Genomic DNA, 17,064 nt, shown 5'->3' with positions numbered 1-17,064 from the left:
AGTATACCCTACCTTCAAAAATAGAGCAAAATACTTTTTCAATTCTAAATATTCACTTTATTTTCTAGCTGCTTATTTTCCGTTTTCATCATTCTTCCAAGGTATATAATACATGTAATTGACAAAATTAAACCTATAATCGCTCCATACCATAAAACAGAATAACTATTTGTCATATCATAAGCATATCCGCCAAGATAGATGGCTACAGCGGCCCCTAATGAACCAAATGTTGCCATTGTACCACTTACAGTACCTAAGCTTTTTCTGCCAAATAAATCTGCGGCTAAAGCACTAAATAAGGCATAACATCCAGTATAAGAAATTCCTGAAATAATTATAAACAAATACATAGTGGCTGTTGATTTTGCATTTATAAGAACAATGGTCCCCACAACTTGAAGCACAAGGGCAATAAGTAATGCTTTTTTTCGTTCTATAAAATCGGAAATTGTTGGCCAGATCAAGGTGGATGCGATATTGAAAATCATAGTAAAAGCCAATGCATTTATTGCTTGATTCTTGCTAATCCCATTTGCAATTAAATGAGGAACTTGATGTACCGTTTGCGCCCAGCCATTACCAGCCATAAAGAAATAAGCTATAAATAAGCCCCAAGCTTTTGGCGACTTTAATAATTTATTTAAAGTCCATTCTTCACCTTCTTGATTAACAGTGGGTTTTGTACTATCTGATTCTTTATTTTCTACTTTTTCCTCTCCATCTGGATTCAATCCCATTTCTTCTGGAGTGTTACGCATGAGGAATAATGCAGGAAGAATTACAACTACCCAAGACAATATAGCCATAACTCGGAAAGTTCCCCTCCAACCTATGCTGTTTAACCAATTCTTTGCCAGCATAGTAAATATTACACTTCCAATAGGTGTAGCTAAAAGCGTTATAGCAAGTGCTCTTCCACGCTTTTTAACAAACCATCTACTTACAGATGTAGGACCCGGAACCATTCCCATACAAGTTCCTGCAACTCCAAGCAATACACCATAACACATATAAAATTGAAGAGGACTGCTTACTATTGTCAATAAAAAATACGCGCAGCCTGTCAAAACAGATCCTATAATTAATACTTTTTTCACACCTATTTTATCCATAAGCTTACCTGCAAAAGGAACCACCATTGCATAAACAAACATATTTGCAGATAATGCACCTGCCACTTGGGCTCTTGTCCATCCCAATTCTGTTAACATGGATAACTGAATGACCCCATAGGCACCCTTTGTACCATAAGTAATTCCTACTGAAAGAAATGCAACAAATACAATCCACCAACCATAAAATATTTTTCCTTTATTTCTACTTTCCATACGCCTATACCCCCATTTTTTTTAATATATAAATAATACAGTAATTGTGGTGATCCATATAAAAAAGACCACCACGAACATACTTTTTACCAAATGCAATTCTCTTTTGCTTCTTTTCTAAGCTTATTTCTAAAATCCGGATGTGCAATTGCAATTAATTGTTCTACTCTATCTTTTACAGTGGCTCCTCTTAGCCATGCCACTCCATATTCTGTAACCACATAATCCACATCATTTCTTGAAAGACTGACTATAGATCCTATTTTCAAGAATGGAACCACTTTAGAAATAACTTCTCTTTCTCCACTTTCATTGGTTATTTCCGCAGTAGAATGCATGGCAAGAATTGATTTTCCGTCCTTGGACATTTGTGCACCAATTGCAGTTTCCGCTTGTCCACCAGTTCCCGTATACTGAGTGCTTCCTATGGATTCGGAAGCACATTGCCCCGTCAAATCCACTTCTAAAGTAGTATTAATAGAAACCATTTTATAATTTTGCCCTAATACATAGGGATCATTTGTAAAAGAAGCTGCTTTAAATAATACGCTTGTATTGTTATCTAAGTATTCATAAAGTTTTTTTGATCCAAAAGCAAAAGAACCAACAGTTAATCCTTTATATAAGGTTTTCATGGAATTATCCACTGCCCCACATTCTATTAAATCCACCATACTTTCTGTGATCATTTCTGTGTGTATACCCAAATGTTTTTTATGTTTTAATTCTACTGCTACTGCATTTGGAATTTTACCTATACCAAGCTGGATAGTAGATCCATCTTCTACAAGCTGTGCAATATTCTTTCCTATCTTTTCGTCTACCTCTGTATACGGTACCAATCCAATTTCAGGAACTTCATAATCTGTCTCTACGATAGCAGTAATTTCATCAATACGAACCCTGTTATCCCCAAAAGTCCTTGGATAGTTTGGGTTCACTTCACAAATTACTATAGCGCCCGCATCTATAAATTCTCTTTCATATACTGTACTTAAAGAAAGCGAAAGATATCCATGTTTGTCCATAGGTGAACAGGTGGCAAAAAGAATTTTCCTTCTATCTTCAATTCGATACAATCTTTTTAATAAAGCAAATCGGGCATTTTGTGGTGTAAAAGATACATTTTTATTTTTTTGCCCTTTTCTTAACGATGCTGTAAAAAACCACCCATTTGTGAAAACTGCCTCTTTATATTTTGGTTCATTTATGAATTCATACTGTCCAAGTGGCAAACAATTTTGTACCTCTACTCCTTTTACCCCATTGTCTTTAATTGTATGCAAATTCTGTAATAGCACCTTTGGTTCTGATGCTGCTTGTGCCACTATAATAAAATCTTCATCTTGAATCAACTTTAATGCTTCCGAAATGGTTCTTACCTTATTTTTATATATTTCTTGAAAATTCTTCATTTTTTCCTCCTCTATTTTCATTTTATAAATTAATTCTGTTACAAAATGTAACACTGTATTTTCTTTTTATGAACTGATATACATCTCATTTTTGAAATCAACTCATTCTTAACTTTAATCAAACTATATCAATATGAGACACTCTGTAACATTTTGATACATTTAGGAAATTCTATACTCTACCTACAATTTAAAACCGTACTTCCCACAACCATTTTTAACACTTCTGTTGCACCTACCCCAATATCTAATAGCCTTCCGTCTCTTGCATATCTTTCTATATTGTTATTTTTCATATATCCATGTCCACCAAATAACTGCATGGACTTGTGACATACTTCATTTACGGTTTCTGAAACGCATAATTTTGCAACGGAGGTTTCTGTTGCATAGTTTTCTCCAGTATCTTGCTTTTCTGCAGTTGCCTTAACTAAAAGCTCTGCAGCTTTAATTTTTACATACATATCTGAAACCATAGCTTGAACCGAGTAGAGCTTACCTATGACATCTCCAAAAGCAACACGATGTTTTGCGTATTCACAAGCTTCCTCAAAAGCCGCTTGTGCAATACCAATTCCCATTGCAGCCATTCCAAGTCTCCCACCTGCAAGTCCATACATGGCAATTTTAAAGCCCTTGTTCTCTTCCCCCATTAAATTTTCTTCGGAAATAAAACAATTTTTTAATTGTAACCCTGTTGTGGCAGAACTACGGCACCCCATTTTTTCTTCCACTTCACCTATAATAAAACCCTCTGTATCTTTCTCTACCAAAAACAAGCTTATTCCTTTTACACCCTTTGTTTGCTCAGTCTTACATGCGATCACATACAGATCCGCAATACTTCCATTTGTGCAAAAATATTTTTCTCCATTCAATATCCAACCACTCTCCACCCTCACTGCCGTTGTTGTAATGGCAGAGGCATCTGACCCAGCTTGAAATTCACTAATACTATATGCTGCGATCTTCTCCCCTTGAATTAAATCATAAAGATAGTGGTTTTTTTGCTTGTCGCTACCAAATTTTAACAAAGCATCGATGGCCATCCAGTGTACAATTAGTGTAAGTGAAATACCTGCGCTACCTTTTGCCAGGGCCGTAATAACATCATATCCGATAGGCGATGTATTACCTCCTCCACCGTATTCTTTTGGGTAATGAACTCCGAAAAAACCTTCTCGCGCCATTGGAATAATTAATTCTTCCGGAAACCTATTGCTTTCATCCAATTCCTTTGCAATTGGCTTAATATACCTTTGTGAAAATGCCTCCGCTCTTTGAACTATACTTTCTTCTACTGTTTTTTTACAAGTATCCATTTCACCCTCCCCACTTTAGTATTTTCTTGTTTTTTTATCTACAACATGCAAGCTAAAGCTTCATCTCATGAAAATCCTCTGCCACAACAAAATCTGCTTCCGTAATAGCTTTTATTTCTTCTATAGTGACACCTGGCGCTGCTTCTCTTAAAACAAGGCCATTGTCCCCTACGTCAAACACTGCTTTTTCTGTAACAATTACTTTTACGCAACCTTTTCCCGTAAGCGGTAGCGTACATTTTTTTAAGATTTTAGAATTTCCTGCTTTATCAGTATGCATTAATGTGGCCACTACTTTTTTTGTTCCATAGGTTAAGTCCATTGCGCCGCCTATGCCTGGCCACCAATGCCCATTCCTTTTTACTGCCCAATTTGCTATATTTCCTTCTTGATCCACTTCTAACGCCCCTAAGATGGTTGTATCCAAATATCCAGCTCTCATTACCCCCATAGAGGTTGTTAAATTAAAAATTGAAGCTCCTGGAAGTAATGTAATTGGCTCTGATCCAGCATTTGCTATATCTGAATTTGATTGTTCTACCTCTGGTTTTGGCCCAAATCCGAAAGCTCCATTTTCAGTATGAAAGGTTAAATTCACACCTAGTGGCAAATAATTTACCGCCTGTGTAGGCATTCCAAAGCCTAAATTCACAATTTCCCCATCTTTTAATTCTTGCGCTGCACGTCTTGCAATTACTTCTCTTGCATCCATTAAAATCGACCTCCTATTCTATATGTTTTTTTATAATTTTCCCTTTGAAACCCACATTTTACGATAAATCTCATCTTGCTGCTCTAGTGAATACCCTTGAACAATTGCATCTACAAAAATTCCTGGTGTTCCTACACACTCTGGAGGTATTGTTCCAATAGGCACGATTTCATTTACCTCTGCGATGGTGTATTTGCCAGCCATAGCAATATCTTGATTTCCATTTAAGCCCGTCCCACGATACTGTAAATTTCCGAGTTCATCTGCTCTCCAAGCCTTAACTATAGAAACGGTTGCCGTTAAAGCAGATTCAACAAAACAGTCTACTCCATTTACATTAATCACTTGTTTTGGCTCTTTTAGATCTTCAAACAGTCCTTCCTGATCAAGAATCCCTACACCTACTGGGACTAATACCCCAGGTAATCCAACTGCTCCCGCACGAACTTTTTCAGCCCAGGTGCCCATTGGATAAAACTGCTTTACGATTAAATTGTCGTTTAAATATTCCTCTGTAGACTCTGGAGTTGTACCTACATGACTTGAAATCAGTTCTTTTACCATATGATTTTTATATAGCATCGCTTTTCCAAATCCACCTAGTCCTGGAGTAACGGATATAACCGTAAGTTCTTTTACACCTTTTTCTATTAATTTTTCAATACATTTTATTGGAGACCCAACATCTAAGAACCCTCCTAACATAATTGTTTCTCCATCTTCAATACATTTTAAAGCTTCCTCTATGGAGAGTATTTTTACTTTTTTCATGCCCTATACCTCCTCTAAATTAATTCAATTTATATAATAAATGATTGTTTTTCTTTTTTTATCTTCTGATGGCCATCAGTTTCCAATAAAATACTAACGCAATTTTGATGCCAACATTACAATGCAAAATTGTTCTTAGTAATTATAAGAAATATTCTAATCACAGCATTATTATATTCCAATAAAAAAAAGGGCTACTTATAGCCCTTTTTACCGGTAACATGTCCATATTCTTAAAATCTTAATTGTATTTTCTTTCTCATACACTTCATAAATTATTCTATGCTTTATACTGTTCCTTTGAGTTTTTAGATAAAATTATAAGTTACTTAGCCTAAAATTCGCAATTTAAATCCTTATTGCAACAAGGACATTTTACTTTATGCTTTCCCGTCATTCGTGGCAAACGAAGTACCTTCTTGTAATGTGGACATTTACGAAAACGATATGTTTTAATTTCTTTGATTCTGCGAATTATCAAAGAACCTGACCCTTTAACCGGTTTCCAAATCCTAATAAACTTTTCATTTTCCATACGTCTTTTGTAAATATTTCGAGATAATGTTCTGAAAATAATCCAAATCAGAACGGCCAACATCAAAATACTAATAACTACAATTATAGAAGGAATCAAGCCTGCCATAAAGTAAACTACCATACTAATAATAACAGGCACCCAGTCTCATGCGGAATCAAGTTATTAACTTAATGTAAACTGAGACTAAAATCTAGAAAAAAAATCTATTTACAATAAATTGATAAACTATCATAATGTAAGGATAAGAGGGGGCTATCAATCATTAAAAGAATTGTAGGGCTTAGCAAGGGAGAAATCACAGTAGAAAGTAACATCCGCCATGGCACAACATTTACCGTAAAGCTACCCAAAGTTCAACAAAAGATGCCATAAAAAATAAAAAAATAAAAACGGAGGATTTTCATAGATGAATAAGAAAAATCAAACTATTTCAGAATCTGACGAGAATTATTGGTATTCCTGTGATACAATTCATAATGATCTTCTTGCAACCAAAAAGTTTGTCTATGATTGGATCAAATTTCAATGCTCCAATCCCGCAATAGAAGTACAAAACACTGAATATGGAGCTTATGTATTTAAGTTGAATGCCTTATTAATTAGATTTCGTGTTGCTAAAATTACTCCTACAAAGGTAGGACAATTTGTAACTTTATGGGAGCGAATTGGAGATGGACCAATTCAACCATATGACATATCAGATCCAGTGGATTTATTTGTTGTTAGTACCCGCCAAGGTAATAAGTTTGGTCAATTTATATTTCCAAAATCTGTTTTGTGTGATAAGGGTATAGTGTCCAATAAAGGAAAAGGTGGTAAACGTGCTATACGCGTTTACCCGCCTTGGGACAAACCTACGAGTCCACAGGCTCAAAAAACTCAAGCATGGCAGCTAGAATACTTTTTAGAGATACCTTTAAATATATCAATAGATTGTGTTCGCACTCGAATGCTTTATAGTCAAAATTGTTAGTATAAAAGCAATGGAAAGCTTGATGTCTACTACAATGTACAAACAGTCGTAGTAAAATCAGTTATTTGAATATAACTATAAGCTTTAAATTACAGTCCATATATCTATAGTCTGATTTATAAATGTCTCCAGTCCAGTTTTTATACATATAAATCATGCATGGTTTACATATATCCATATAATTTCTGGTTAAAGGTTGCTTAAGACTTGTACATTTTCAATAGAAAGTATTAATTCTATTATAAATAAAAGTATTAATTGGAACAGTCGTAGTAGCTCCAAAACCTAATTTAATTAGTATATAGGTGATTTTTTAGTGAATAGTGGTCATACATTTTTGGTAGCTACTGTATTAGGTACTACAGTTTATTGTTATGAGGAGACTCCCCCTCAACTTCAATATACACAATGGGAATTTTCCACTATAACAAGTCAGGGTTATAAGCCTTACTCCGAATACTAGAAATATGTATATTTATAACTAGTGTTTCATTAAAAATTTAGAGTTTAAGTTAGCTAAGTTTCACGTTGACATCCAATCTATTTCAAAATAAAACGAGAAAAAATCTAATTTCAGCTTTTTCTCGTTTTTTAATATAGTATTAAATAGATTAATGCATTTAGTACTATGTTAAGCATTTTATTTATTCAACAATTAAATAATATCAATAACCTTTATAATTAACTTTAAATTTTAATAATAATTTGTATGAAAAATAAGAATAATATTTCCAGAAAAATATAATATTATGCAAGGAGGAACTATACTATGAATTACTTAAAAAAGTCTCTCATTTGTTTAAGCATAATTACAGTTATAGGTGCTATTTCAGCATGTAACAGTACCCATTCCTCAATAAGCAGTAATAAAAGTGAATTGCCATCTTCTTCATCTACAGTAAATGCTAATGATACTCCTTTGAAATTTGAATATGAAGATTTGAGTGGAAATCTAAAAACTTATGTAAACGAAAGATTTAAATTCACTTTACAATATCCTTCTAATTGGAATGTTAAGATTGACAAAACAGATAACCCTGGATCAACTACAGGAGCAGATATTTCTCCAACGGAAGGAATTTCCTTTTACTTTAATAATACAGAAAATGAAAGGATGATGGTTTTCGGTCAGATGGGACATATTGGTGTACTTGATGGTTTAAAAGAAAGTACTTTCTCTACGAAAAATGGATTAAAAGGTAAATTTTATAGTAGTAAAATAGACGAAGCAGTAAATATACAGTTAATCCTGGATGATGTTAATAATAAATATGGATTTTATGGCGCATATATCAACATGTCAAATGAATCATATGATAAATATGGAAAATTGTTAATAGGGGTATTGAGAAGTATAAAATTAATAGAGGATAAATAAGCTGAAACAAAGGGAGCATCCATAGATTCAATTTACACAAATCTATGGTCGTACCCTCAAAATCACCTTTTTATATAACTTTCTAAATAGTTCTTAGTTTCAACTTTTCTGTTATGGATAAAATATCTTTTAAGGGTTTAACTAAATATTTTACCTACTCATGAGATCAGCTGTAGCTTAAAATGGAACCCGTTAAAATTTCAATGATGTCTTAACCTTAGCTTATGTTACTATCTCTTCCTTTTCTGCCATTTAACCAAATTTGCTAAAATAGCTGAATAACCTTAGATCCACAACACTTTTTATATTTTTTACCACTTCCACATATACAAGAATCATTCCTTCCTATTTTAGGAGTAGAAGTATTATTATATTCTGAATTTAATTCGTTTAAAGTATATCCTTTTAATCTCCAAAGTCTAGTGTTATTTAAAAAATTATTTATTTCTACTAATAATTTTTGAAGATCATTTTCACTTGCTTCTCTAAGTGTATCTATGATATTTTCTATTACCTCTTCTTTTTCATTTTCTTGAATATCAGAATATAAATTAATTATAATCATTTCAATCTCTGTATCTTCTATTTTCCAATTATTCTTTAAATACTTTTTTAATCTCTTGCTTATTTTATTTTCAATTAAATATTCTTCCTTGGCAGCTTCAAGTAACTCATCCTTTTTTATAATACAGAAATCCCTATCACTTGAAATATTCTCTCTTGTATTAATAATATGGACAACATCTTCTAGTGGCGCCATTAAACTACTTCCTATATTTCCTTGTACTATATACTCCCCATAATAATCTGCACCACTTACAATTATTCCGTAAAGATCAGTTTTATCTAAAGAATAGTCAACATAATTAGGGAGCATTTTTATAAAATCATTCACAAATAATACGCCATAGTTATAGGTCATTCCCCAGAATAGCTTTACTAGTCCTGTATTTTTAGCTAATATTTTTCTATACTCATCATTATCTAAGGATTTTATAGCATTTATTGTTTCATTTGGCATGGTTAAATATATACCATCTTCCCCCATAGCTGCAAATACAAATCCGTATTCTAAAAAATATTCCGGATTTGATGTGAAGTTATGATCTTCAAAGGATATATATCCATTTTTATCAGCTATATTTTTTAAAAATTCAAACCTTTCACTATCAATTAGAGATAGCGCTTGCGTTATTTTCTCTTCATATACCTCTAAAAGTCTTTCTACTAATTGCCCTTTATTAAGCTTAGATACCTTCGTAATATTTAGTATAGATGCTATTTTAAATAATTCCGTTTTGGTATTACATTCTAATAATTCCCTTAAATCTTGTGTAAACTTGCCTCTTTTAACTTTATTAAATATTTTTTTTGCTTTATTTTCAATTTCTAAATCTATATCATTCATTGCACTATGTAAAATGGAATCAAAACTCCCTTCATAATTATATGTATCAAACTCATCATCCTCAATAAATGGAACTATATTCTTCTGCCTTTTTGTTTTAGATTTCTTAAACTTAAAATTATTTCCTGGCAAGTACTGTTTTTCTGTATCTCTGTCTCCTTCATATCCACAAACTCCATCTCTAGGTGAATTTGTATATTCAGGTGCATCTACCATATCAGTCTCTTCATCAACGCATTCTTCACAAAAAAACTTTTGCTTTTCATAATCAAAATACTCTGCCTTTTTATTACAATTTTCACAAAAATTTTGTACTTCTTCATTTCTAGCTAATATTTCTATTTCACTTTGTTTTTCCCCTGTTAAATACTCATCAATAACTTCAAGTTTTAATGTAGTAGTAGAACCGAAATCATAGTCATATCTAAATTTATCACCTACAGAAATTACCTGTCTCAATTTGAAATCCATTGTTTCATCATTGAAAAAAAATTCAGAATCGACCTCCACTGAAGAATCATAATTTACATCACCTATAATGAAACTACTTAAGTGTCCACAACATTCTAACCAAATATTCCTTAAAAAACTATCCAAATTCTCTAAAGTTGAATCTATATCTATAGCTATATATAAACAATACTCTTTTGATCCATACTGTGGAACTATAGACAAAACATATTGACCCTTAGTTTTTTTAGAACTCGCCTTTGCTTCTTTTATCTTTTCTTTTCTATCTTTACAACCTTTAACATGCCTTTTTACGGTTCTTTCTGATAATTCCTCATTGCAATAATAACATTTACCTTTCAAATCTTATCTTCTCCATTTCTTTTTCTTAAATTTAATAGCTATATGAATTATACCCCAATTTTTTTATATTATAATAAGTCTAAGTTCTTATTTATTCCTAGATATTATGATTATATCATAGTTTAATTCATTATCTTTAGCCTCCATCAATAATGCTTATTTTATTAGTTAAGCTTTTTCTGTTGCACTTCTTGAGCTAATATTTTTAATTCTATTACCTTCTTAAACTTTATATGAAAATGTTGAAGTTTTGATATATAAAAAATATAATAATAATTTAAAACTTCTACTGGTAATATATATATATAATAGATAATTATGTTATGATATTATTATAGTTATTAATTTTTAAATTAAAGGGAAAGGGATTTGAACTATGAAAAAGAATTTAGTTTTAATATTATGTTTAACTTTGATTTTCATTTTAGTTGGCTGTAATAGTCATAAAAAAGCAAATAAATCTATACAAGCTACTAATGAGCAAAATAGCGTTGATGAAAAAATAACTAAAGTAAAGAGTAAGGTTACATTGTATGAAGGCACTTATTGGGATGAGAGGTGTTTGGGAGATAATGACTTAGAATTAAAAAATTACTGTGAAGTTGTAATTTCTAATGTAACTAATATTTCTTTTGATTTTACTGTTTATGAAGTAGATAGGATAACAGAAAATAGAAAGGTTATTTTCCTTAAAAATACAGCAGCTTTTACAGGAGATGGAAGGAAAGCTACTTTTAATGGAAATAATAATACTCTTAATTTTACATTTCCATCTATAACAGAGATACAGATATCTGGATTCAAACCATTAGAAGGCAAGACTTATCTGAATAATAAGATACCAGGACATGAATGCTCATAAAATAAATACTGGGTATATTTATATTATAAAAAAGTCATCTAGAAATGATGTCCAGATGATTTTTTTACATTAAATTATTATAAATCTTTTGGCTTTATTAGCTAATCAGTGAAAGGATTGTAGAACGATCACATATTCTTTTTGCAGCAATCGTTCATCATAATAATTATTTTTAGCTGATTTTGTTTTAGAGTAACTTAATCAACTCTTCTAACTCCTGCGATAAGACTTTTGCAAGCGTAAAATCAGTATCTTTTAAAGCCAATGCTATTTTTGTTTCAACTAATTTTTTCTTTTGTTCAATTTCTAAATAGTCTTTGTCAAAATGACTAGCATAAATCATCTTTCTAAATTTTCGCATACTCATTTTTCTAATTGTCTTATCTTCAATGATTAAAACAAAATCCATACAGTTTACTATAGAATAGAAATCATGAGAAATCATTAGAATCGCACCTTTATAGTTTTCTATGGCTTTTTCCAGTGCCATTTGTGAGTATGTGTCTAAATGACTTGTCGGTTCATCAAGAAGCAACATGTTTGCTTGACTAGCAGAAACTTTAGCCAATTGAAGTATATTTTTTTCTCCACCAGATAAAGACCCTATCTTTTGATTAATGATTTCTTCTTCAAAACCATAGTTTGAAATATATAATCTAATCTCTTCATAAGTTTTAAAACCAGCCTCAAATAACTCTTCTAGTATGGTATTAGACTCATTTAGTGTTTTGCCTTGAAGTTGAGATAAATAAGCCACTTCAACCTGCTGATTTATCTCAATTGCACCATGATTATTTTTAAAGATTTCTTGAAGCAGCGTCGTTTTACCGGCACCATTTGGACCGATAAGGGCTACTTTATCAGTAGATTTAATCTCAAAGCTAACATTTTCTAGAAGCATATCATCAAAGCTAACACTGTAATCATTAACTTTTAAAGCAATGGTTTCGACCATTTCATTATCTACAACTAAACTGATATTCGGCTCTATAATATCTACAAATGGCGTTTTAATTCTACGTTTTTCTAATCTTTCTTGAATTTTAACTCTAGCATTTAGAGATTTTCCTTTAGAAGATTGATCATACTCAGTTGCTTCGAATCTTAGTTTTTTTATTAACTTCTCGTTTCTCTCAAGTTCCTCATTATCATCAATAGCTAGCTCTTGTAACTCAATTTTAGTTTGAAGTAATGAGAAGTTGTAATCAATATATCTTCCATCAAACTCTTGGAGTTCCATGTTTTCAAGGTGGATAATTTTGTTAAAACAATGATTCAATATATATCTGTTGTGTGTAATAACTAACATTGTTCCAATGCGCGAATTAATTAGATCTTTAAGAGCATTAAGGTTTTCAAAGTCTAAAAACACATCGGGTTCATCCATAATCATTAAGTCTGGACTATTTAACATTTCCTTAATTACTTGAATAAGCTTAAATTCCCCACCACTAAGTTCAGATATCATTAGATCTTTATACTTGATTAAGTTTGCAAGATTTAGATTTTTATTAATTTTGTTTTCGAAATCATCCCCATTAATTGCATCAAATGCGTCTAAAGCTTGTTGGTACTTTTCTAGTAAAGATTCAATATCTGAAGATGTTTCCATTTCACTGCAAATAGATGTTATTTCATTTTGTAGTTTAATAAATTTTTCTCCTATATATTCGAAAACTGTAGTTTCTTTTGTTTCGACCTGTTGTGAGAATTGACTTACATATCCAATGCTACAATTAGGGTCCATCGTGAGCTTACCATCGAACATATATTTTTCCGGGTCCATTATTATATCTATCAGTGTACTTTTTCCACTGCCATTTGTTCCTATAAAAGCACAATGCTCTCCAGCTTCTAATGTAAATGAAATGTTATTATATAGCTCCTTTTGCGGAAATGAGTAGGACAAGTTATCAACTTTTATCATATTATTACCTCTCTTTATCACTAAAAAAGAGCCTATAAAAATAAGCTCTTCAATATATTCTATTTTCAATTGCAAATTCACACTTGATTTTTATATAGCAAACACATTCTACTGAGTTTACTATTGATATCATAACACTTTTTACAACTAATTTCAATGATTTCTCTGGTAGGTACACAGCACAAAAAATGTAAATTAAAAAAGTAGAGCATAGCTTAAAATTATATAAGCCACTCTCTACTTAATACTATTTTCAGATACCACTACATATAATATCTTATATTATCAATTACAATACCAGAACTTAGAATTACTATATTGACAATCAATAGTACGTTAAAAAAAGTTAAAACCTGAAACTTTTCCTTCCATTGTTCAGCATTCTCAAGTGGCCTTCTTGCTCCTTTCTTTAAGATAAATCCTGAATAAACAAATAAGCCAAGACCTGCTACAATGAATAATGCACTACGGACAACTTCTAGTGTGCCTTTAATATTACCTGGTTTTACTAAAATAGCTCCAAGTGTTGATATTAATATTAATATTAAGGAAATTATTAATCCTAATATTATTGACTTAATTATATCCTTAATGAGAATTAAAAATTTGTCCATATGGCTATCTTCTCCTTAAATCATCATCTGCGATGCTGAAATGTCGTTAAAGTAACAAACTATTTTAATATAAATGGCAAGCTACAAAATGATTTGGAGCTGCTTCTTTAAGTAGTGGTGTTTGCTCACCACATATCTTCATAGCATATCTACATCTTTGCCTAAACCTACATCCAGGTTGAGGGTTTATTGGGCTTGGAACATCGCCTTCAAGCATTATTCTTTTTCTTGATCTTTCAAGTCTTGGATCAGCAATTGGAATTGCTGATAAAAGGGCTTTAGTATATGGGTGAAGAGCGTTTTTATAAAGTTCTTTACTTTCTGTAAGCTCGGCCACAACCCCTAGATACATAACAGCTACTCTATCAGACATATGCTTAACCATTGAAAGATCATGGGCAATAAATAAATAAGTAAGTCCCATTTCTCTCTGAAGTTTAATAAGTAGGTTTACAACCTGTGCCTGTATAGAAACATCAAGTGCTGATATAGGTTCATCACACATTATAAATTTAGGTTCAACAGCTAAGGCCCTTGCTATTCCTATTCTTTGCCTTTGACCACCTGAAAACTCATGAACAAATCTATTACTATGTTCTTTATTAAGTCCAACTTTTTGTAAAAGACTCTGAATTCTATCTGTTCTATCTTTAGCGTTGGCAGCTAGATTATGAATATCAATTCCTTCTGCTATTATATCGCCAACCGTCATTCTTGGATTTAATGATGCATATGGATCTTGAAAAATTGTTTGTACCTCTTTGCAAAAGGCTTTCTTTTCAGCACCATGTATCTTGTGAACATCTTTTCCTTTATATAGAACACTACCTTCAGTTTTATTATACATCCCTATACAAGTTCTACCGCAAGTAGTCTTTCCACAACCGGATTCACCAACAAGACCTATTGTTTCACCTTCCCTTATTACAAAACTCACATCATCAACTGCTTTTAAAACTGCATTTTTCCCCACATCAAAATATTTTTTTAAATTCTTAACTTCTAATACTACTTCTTTTTTATTTAATTGCATTATAAAGCACCTCCGCCAACTTCAAAGGGTAGATCTAACTTTGGAGCCATTTCATGATGAAGCCAACAGGAGGCCTTGTGGTCTAATTCAAACTTGTATGTGGGAGGTTCCTGTGTTAAACATATCTTCATACAGTGTATACATCTCTGTGCAAATCCACACCCCTTTGGAGGACAAACCATATCAGGTGGTGTACCTTTAATGGCAACTAGGTCTTCCTTATTTTCAAGATCTAATCTTGGTACTGCTTTAAGTAGTGCCCAAGTATACGGATGCTTAGGGCTATAGAATATTTCCTCGAAATTTCCAGACTCAACTACCTTTCCAGCGTACATAACAAATATCCTATTAGCAAGGTCAGCCACCACTCCAAGATCATGAGTAATTAGTATAACGGATGTTCCTAATTTTTGTTGAAGATTTTTGATTACATCTATAATTTGTGCTTGTATTGTAACGTCTAAGGCTGTGGTTGGCTCGTCTGCTATTAACATACTTGGATTACAAGCTAATGCTATGGCAATCATAACTCTCTGCCTCATACCACCTGAAAATTCATGTGGATATTGATTAATCCTTTTATCAGCATCTGGAATTCCAACAAGTTGTAACATTTTTAAAGCTTCGCTTAAAGCCTCACGCTTATTCATTCCTCTATGAATTATTAAATTTTCTGCAATCTGGTTGCCAACTTTCATAGTTGGATTTAGGGCTGTTAAAGCGTCTTGAAAAATCATGCTACATATCCCACCCCTAAAATTTTGCCACTGTCTCTCAGTAAACTTCAATATATTTTCACCATTATATATAATTTCACTGCCTTCTTTAACAACACCTTGGGGAGCTTGTATAAGTCCCATTATTGCCTTAGAAGTAACGGTTTTACCACATCCGGATTCTCCAACTATTGCTATACATTCACCCTTTTCTACATTAAAGGAGGCGCCTCTTACCGCTTGTACTTCACCGGCATAAGTATTATATGATACTCTTAAATTTTTAACTTCTATTAGTTTTTCCATAATATGCCTCCTACTATTGACGAAGTTTTGGATCAAGTGCATCTCTTAAACCATCACCAAACAAGTTAAATGCTAATACTGTTAAACAAATTGCAAATACTGGGACAAATAATTGATATGGATAAAACGCCATTGAATCTTGCCCGTAGGATATAAGAACACCCCAACTTGTGTTTGGAGCTTGAAGTCCCATTCCTAAAAAGCTTAGTCCCGCTTCAGCAAATATATATCCTGGTATGCTAGTTGCAATAGTTAATATCAATACCCCTATTGTGTTGGGTAGTAAATGTTTTAGTATAACTCTTGTGGGAGAAGCACCTAAGGCCTCAGCTGCAAGTACATATTCACTCTCTCTAAGTTGCATTAACTGTCCTCTTATCATTCTTGCACTACCACACCATGATGTAATAGTTAATGCTATAATTAAAGTTGGAATACTATTACCTAAAACTATCAATATTAACATTGTTAAAAGTAAGCCTGGAATAGTAGTTAATACTTCTATAAATCTCATCATAATCTCGTCTACCCAGCCACCAAAGTAAGCCATTATACCACCGTATATGGATCCGATAACTATCTGTATAGCTGTTGCAATTAACCCTATTGCTATAGACACCCTACCACCATACCAAACTCTTGAGAATAAATCTCTTCCCAGTCCATCAGTTCCAAACCAATATTCACTACAAGGTGCTATATTCTTCTTGCTTCCAACAACTATCTTAAAGTCGTTGCCATTTATGTACGGGCCTATAATAACCAATAGTGTTAATAGAATTAATACTCCTAAAGATATCATTGCGATAGGATTTTTTTTAAGTCTCCTCCAAGCATCCTCCCAATATGTTATATTGGGTCTTGTTATCAGATCAGCATTTTGCTGTTCACAATCAATTAATTCAAACTCTTCTTTTTTTAGTTTTGTCATTGATAACTCCCCCC

General features: G+C 32.3%; 14 protein-coding genes. 3 read left to right on the top strand and 11 right to left on the bottom strand.

All coding sequences use genetic code 11. The features are described 5' to 3' along the window. Positions 1–44: 44 nt before the first annotated feature. The 5 genes from KPL50_RS17700 to KPL50_RS17680 form a co-directional block, all read right to left on the bottom strand. On the bottom strand, positions 45–1,331 hold the full coding sequence (locus KPL50_RS17700; RefSeq protein WP_216299875.1) for an MFS transporter: 1,287 nt from the start codon (positions 1,329–1,331) through the stop codon (positions 45–47). A gap of 86 nt (positions 1,332–1,417) precedes the next feature. Continuing rightward, a complete protein-coding gene (locus tag KPL50_RS17695; protein ID WP_216299874.1) occupies positions 1,418–2,746 on the bottom strand; it encodes an acetyl-CoA hydrolase/transferase family protein in 1,329 nt (442 codons plus the stop codon). A 179-nt stretch (positions 2,747–2,925) separates the two neighbouring features. Next, on the bottom strand, positions 2,926–4,068 hold the full coding sequence (locus tag KPL50_RS17690) for an acyl-CoA dehydrogenase family protein (protein WP_216299873.1): 1,143 nt from the start codon (positions 4,066–4,068) through the stop codon (positions 2,926–2,928). A 52-nt stretch (positions 4,069–4,120) separates the two neighbouring features. Further along, on the bottom strand, positions 4,121–4,780 hold the full coding sequence (locus KPL50_RS17685) for a 3-oxoacid CoA-transferase subunit B (protein WP_216299872.1): 660 nt from the start codon (positions 4,778–4,780) through the stop codon (positions 4,121–4,123). Between the two features lie 30 nt (positions 4,781–4,810). Continuing rightward, entirely contained in the window at positions 4,811–5,551 is a 741-nt protein-coding gene (locus KPL50_RS17680) for a CoA transferase subunit A (protein ID WP_216299871.1), read from the bottom strand. A 944-nt stretch (positions 5,552–6,495) separates the two neighbouring features. Between KPL50_RS17680 and KPL50_RS17675 the strand changes: the two genes are divergently transcribed. Beyond that, the gene (locus KPL50_RS17675; RefSeq protein ID WP_216299870.1) at positions 6,496–7,062 is read left to right on the top strand and encodes a MepB family protein; all 567 of its coding nucleotides are present in this window, start codon (positions 6,496–6,498) and stop codon (positions 7,060–7,062) included. Between the two features lie 769 nt (positions 7,063–7,831). After that, on the top strand, positions 7,832–8,440 hold the full coding sequence (locus KPL50_RS17670) for a hypothetical protein (protein WP_216299869.1): 609 nt from the start codon (positions 7,832–7,834) through the stop codon (positions 8,438–8,440). A gap of 265 nt (positions 8,441–8,705) precedes the next feature. Here the strand turns inward: KPL50_RS17670 and KPL50_RS17665 are convergent, their stop codons facing one another. Next, positions 8,706–10,661 (bottom strand): SEC-C metal-binding domain-containing protein, encoded by a 1,956-nt coding sequence (locus tag KPL50_RS17665; protein ID WP_216299868.1) that lies wholly within the window; start codon positions 10,659–10,661, stop codon positions 8,706–8,708. Between the two features lie 376 nt (positions 10,662–11,037). Here KPL50_RS17665 and KPL50_RS17660 point away from each other — a divergent pair, with 376 nt between their 5' ends. Continuing rightward, positions 11,038–11,523 carry a hypothetical protein gene (locus KPL50_RS17660; protein ID WP_216299867.1) on the top strand — a complete coding sequence of 162 codons (486 nt, stop codon included), beginning with the start codon at positions 11,038–11,040 and terminating at the stop codon, positions 11,521–11,523. A gap of 187 nt (positions 11,524–11,710) precedes the next feature. Here the strand turns inward: KPL50_RS17660 and KPL50_RS17655 are convergent, their stop codons facing one another. The 5 genes from KPL50_RS17655 to KPL50_RS17635 form a co-directional block, all read right to left on the bottom strand. Next, positions 11,711–13,450 carry an ABC-F family ATP-binding cassette domain-containing protein gene (locus KPL50_RS17655; protein WP_216299866.1) on the bottom strand — a complete coding sequence of 580 codons (1,740 nt, stop codon included), beginning with the start codon at positions 13,448–13,450 and terminating at the stop codon, positions 11,711–11,713. A 263-nt stretch (positions 13,451–13,713) separates the two neighbouring features. Then, complete coding sequence (locus KPL50_RS17650; RefSeq protein ID WP_216299865.1) at positions 13,714–14,064, bottom strand: hypothetical protein; 351 nt, start codon at positions 14,062–14,064, stop codon at positions 13,714–13,716. A 64-nt stretch (positions 14,065–14,128) separates the two neighbouring features. Next, complete coding sequence (locus KPL50_RS17645) at positions 14,129–15,097, bottom strand: ABC transporter ATP-binding protein (RefSeq protein WP_216299864.1); 969 nt, start codon at positions 15,095–15,097, stop codon at positions 14,129–14,131. Further along, positions 15,097–16,119: an ABC transporter ATP-binding protein gene (locus KPL50_RS17640; RefSeq protein WP_216299863.1), complete on the bottom strand. Its 1,023-nt coding sequence runs from the start codon at positions 16,117–16,119 to the stop codon at positions 15,097–15,099. The genes KPL50_RS17645 and KPL50_RS17640 overlap by 1 nt, the downstream gene beginning before the upstream one ends. Positions 16,120–16,132: 13 nt before the next feature. Next, complete coding sequence (locus tag KPL50_RS17635) at positions 16,133–17,050, bottom strand: ABC transporter permease (protein ID WP_216299862.1); 918 nt, start codon at positions 17,048–17,050, stop codon at positions 16,133–16,135. Positions 17,051–17,064 lie beyond the last annotated feature (14 nt).

Origin of the sequence: Clostridium sp. CF012 (assembly GCF_018861755.1) — a bacterium.
Taxonomy (GTDB): domain Bacteria; phylum Bacillota; class Clostridia; order Clostridiales; family Clostridiaceae; genus Clostridium_AD.
The sequence above is the reverse complement of the archived record's forward strand: the minus strand, read 5'-3'. Positions and strand labels throughout refer to the sequence as shown.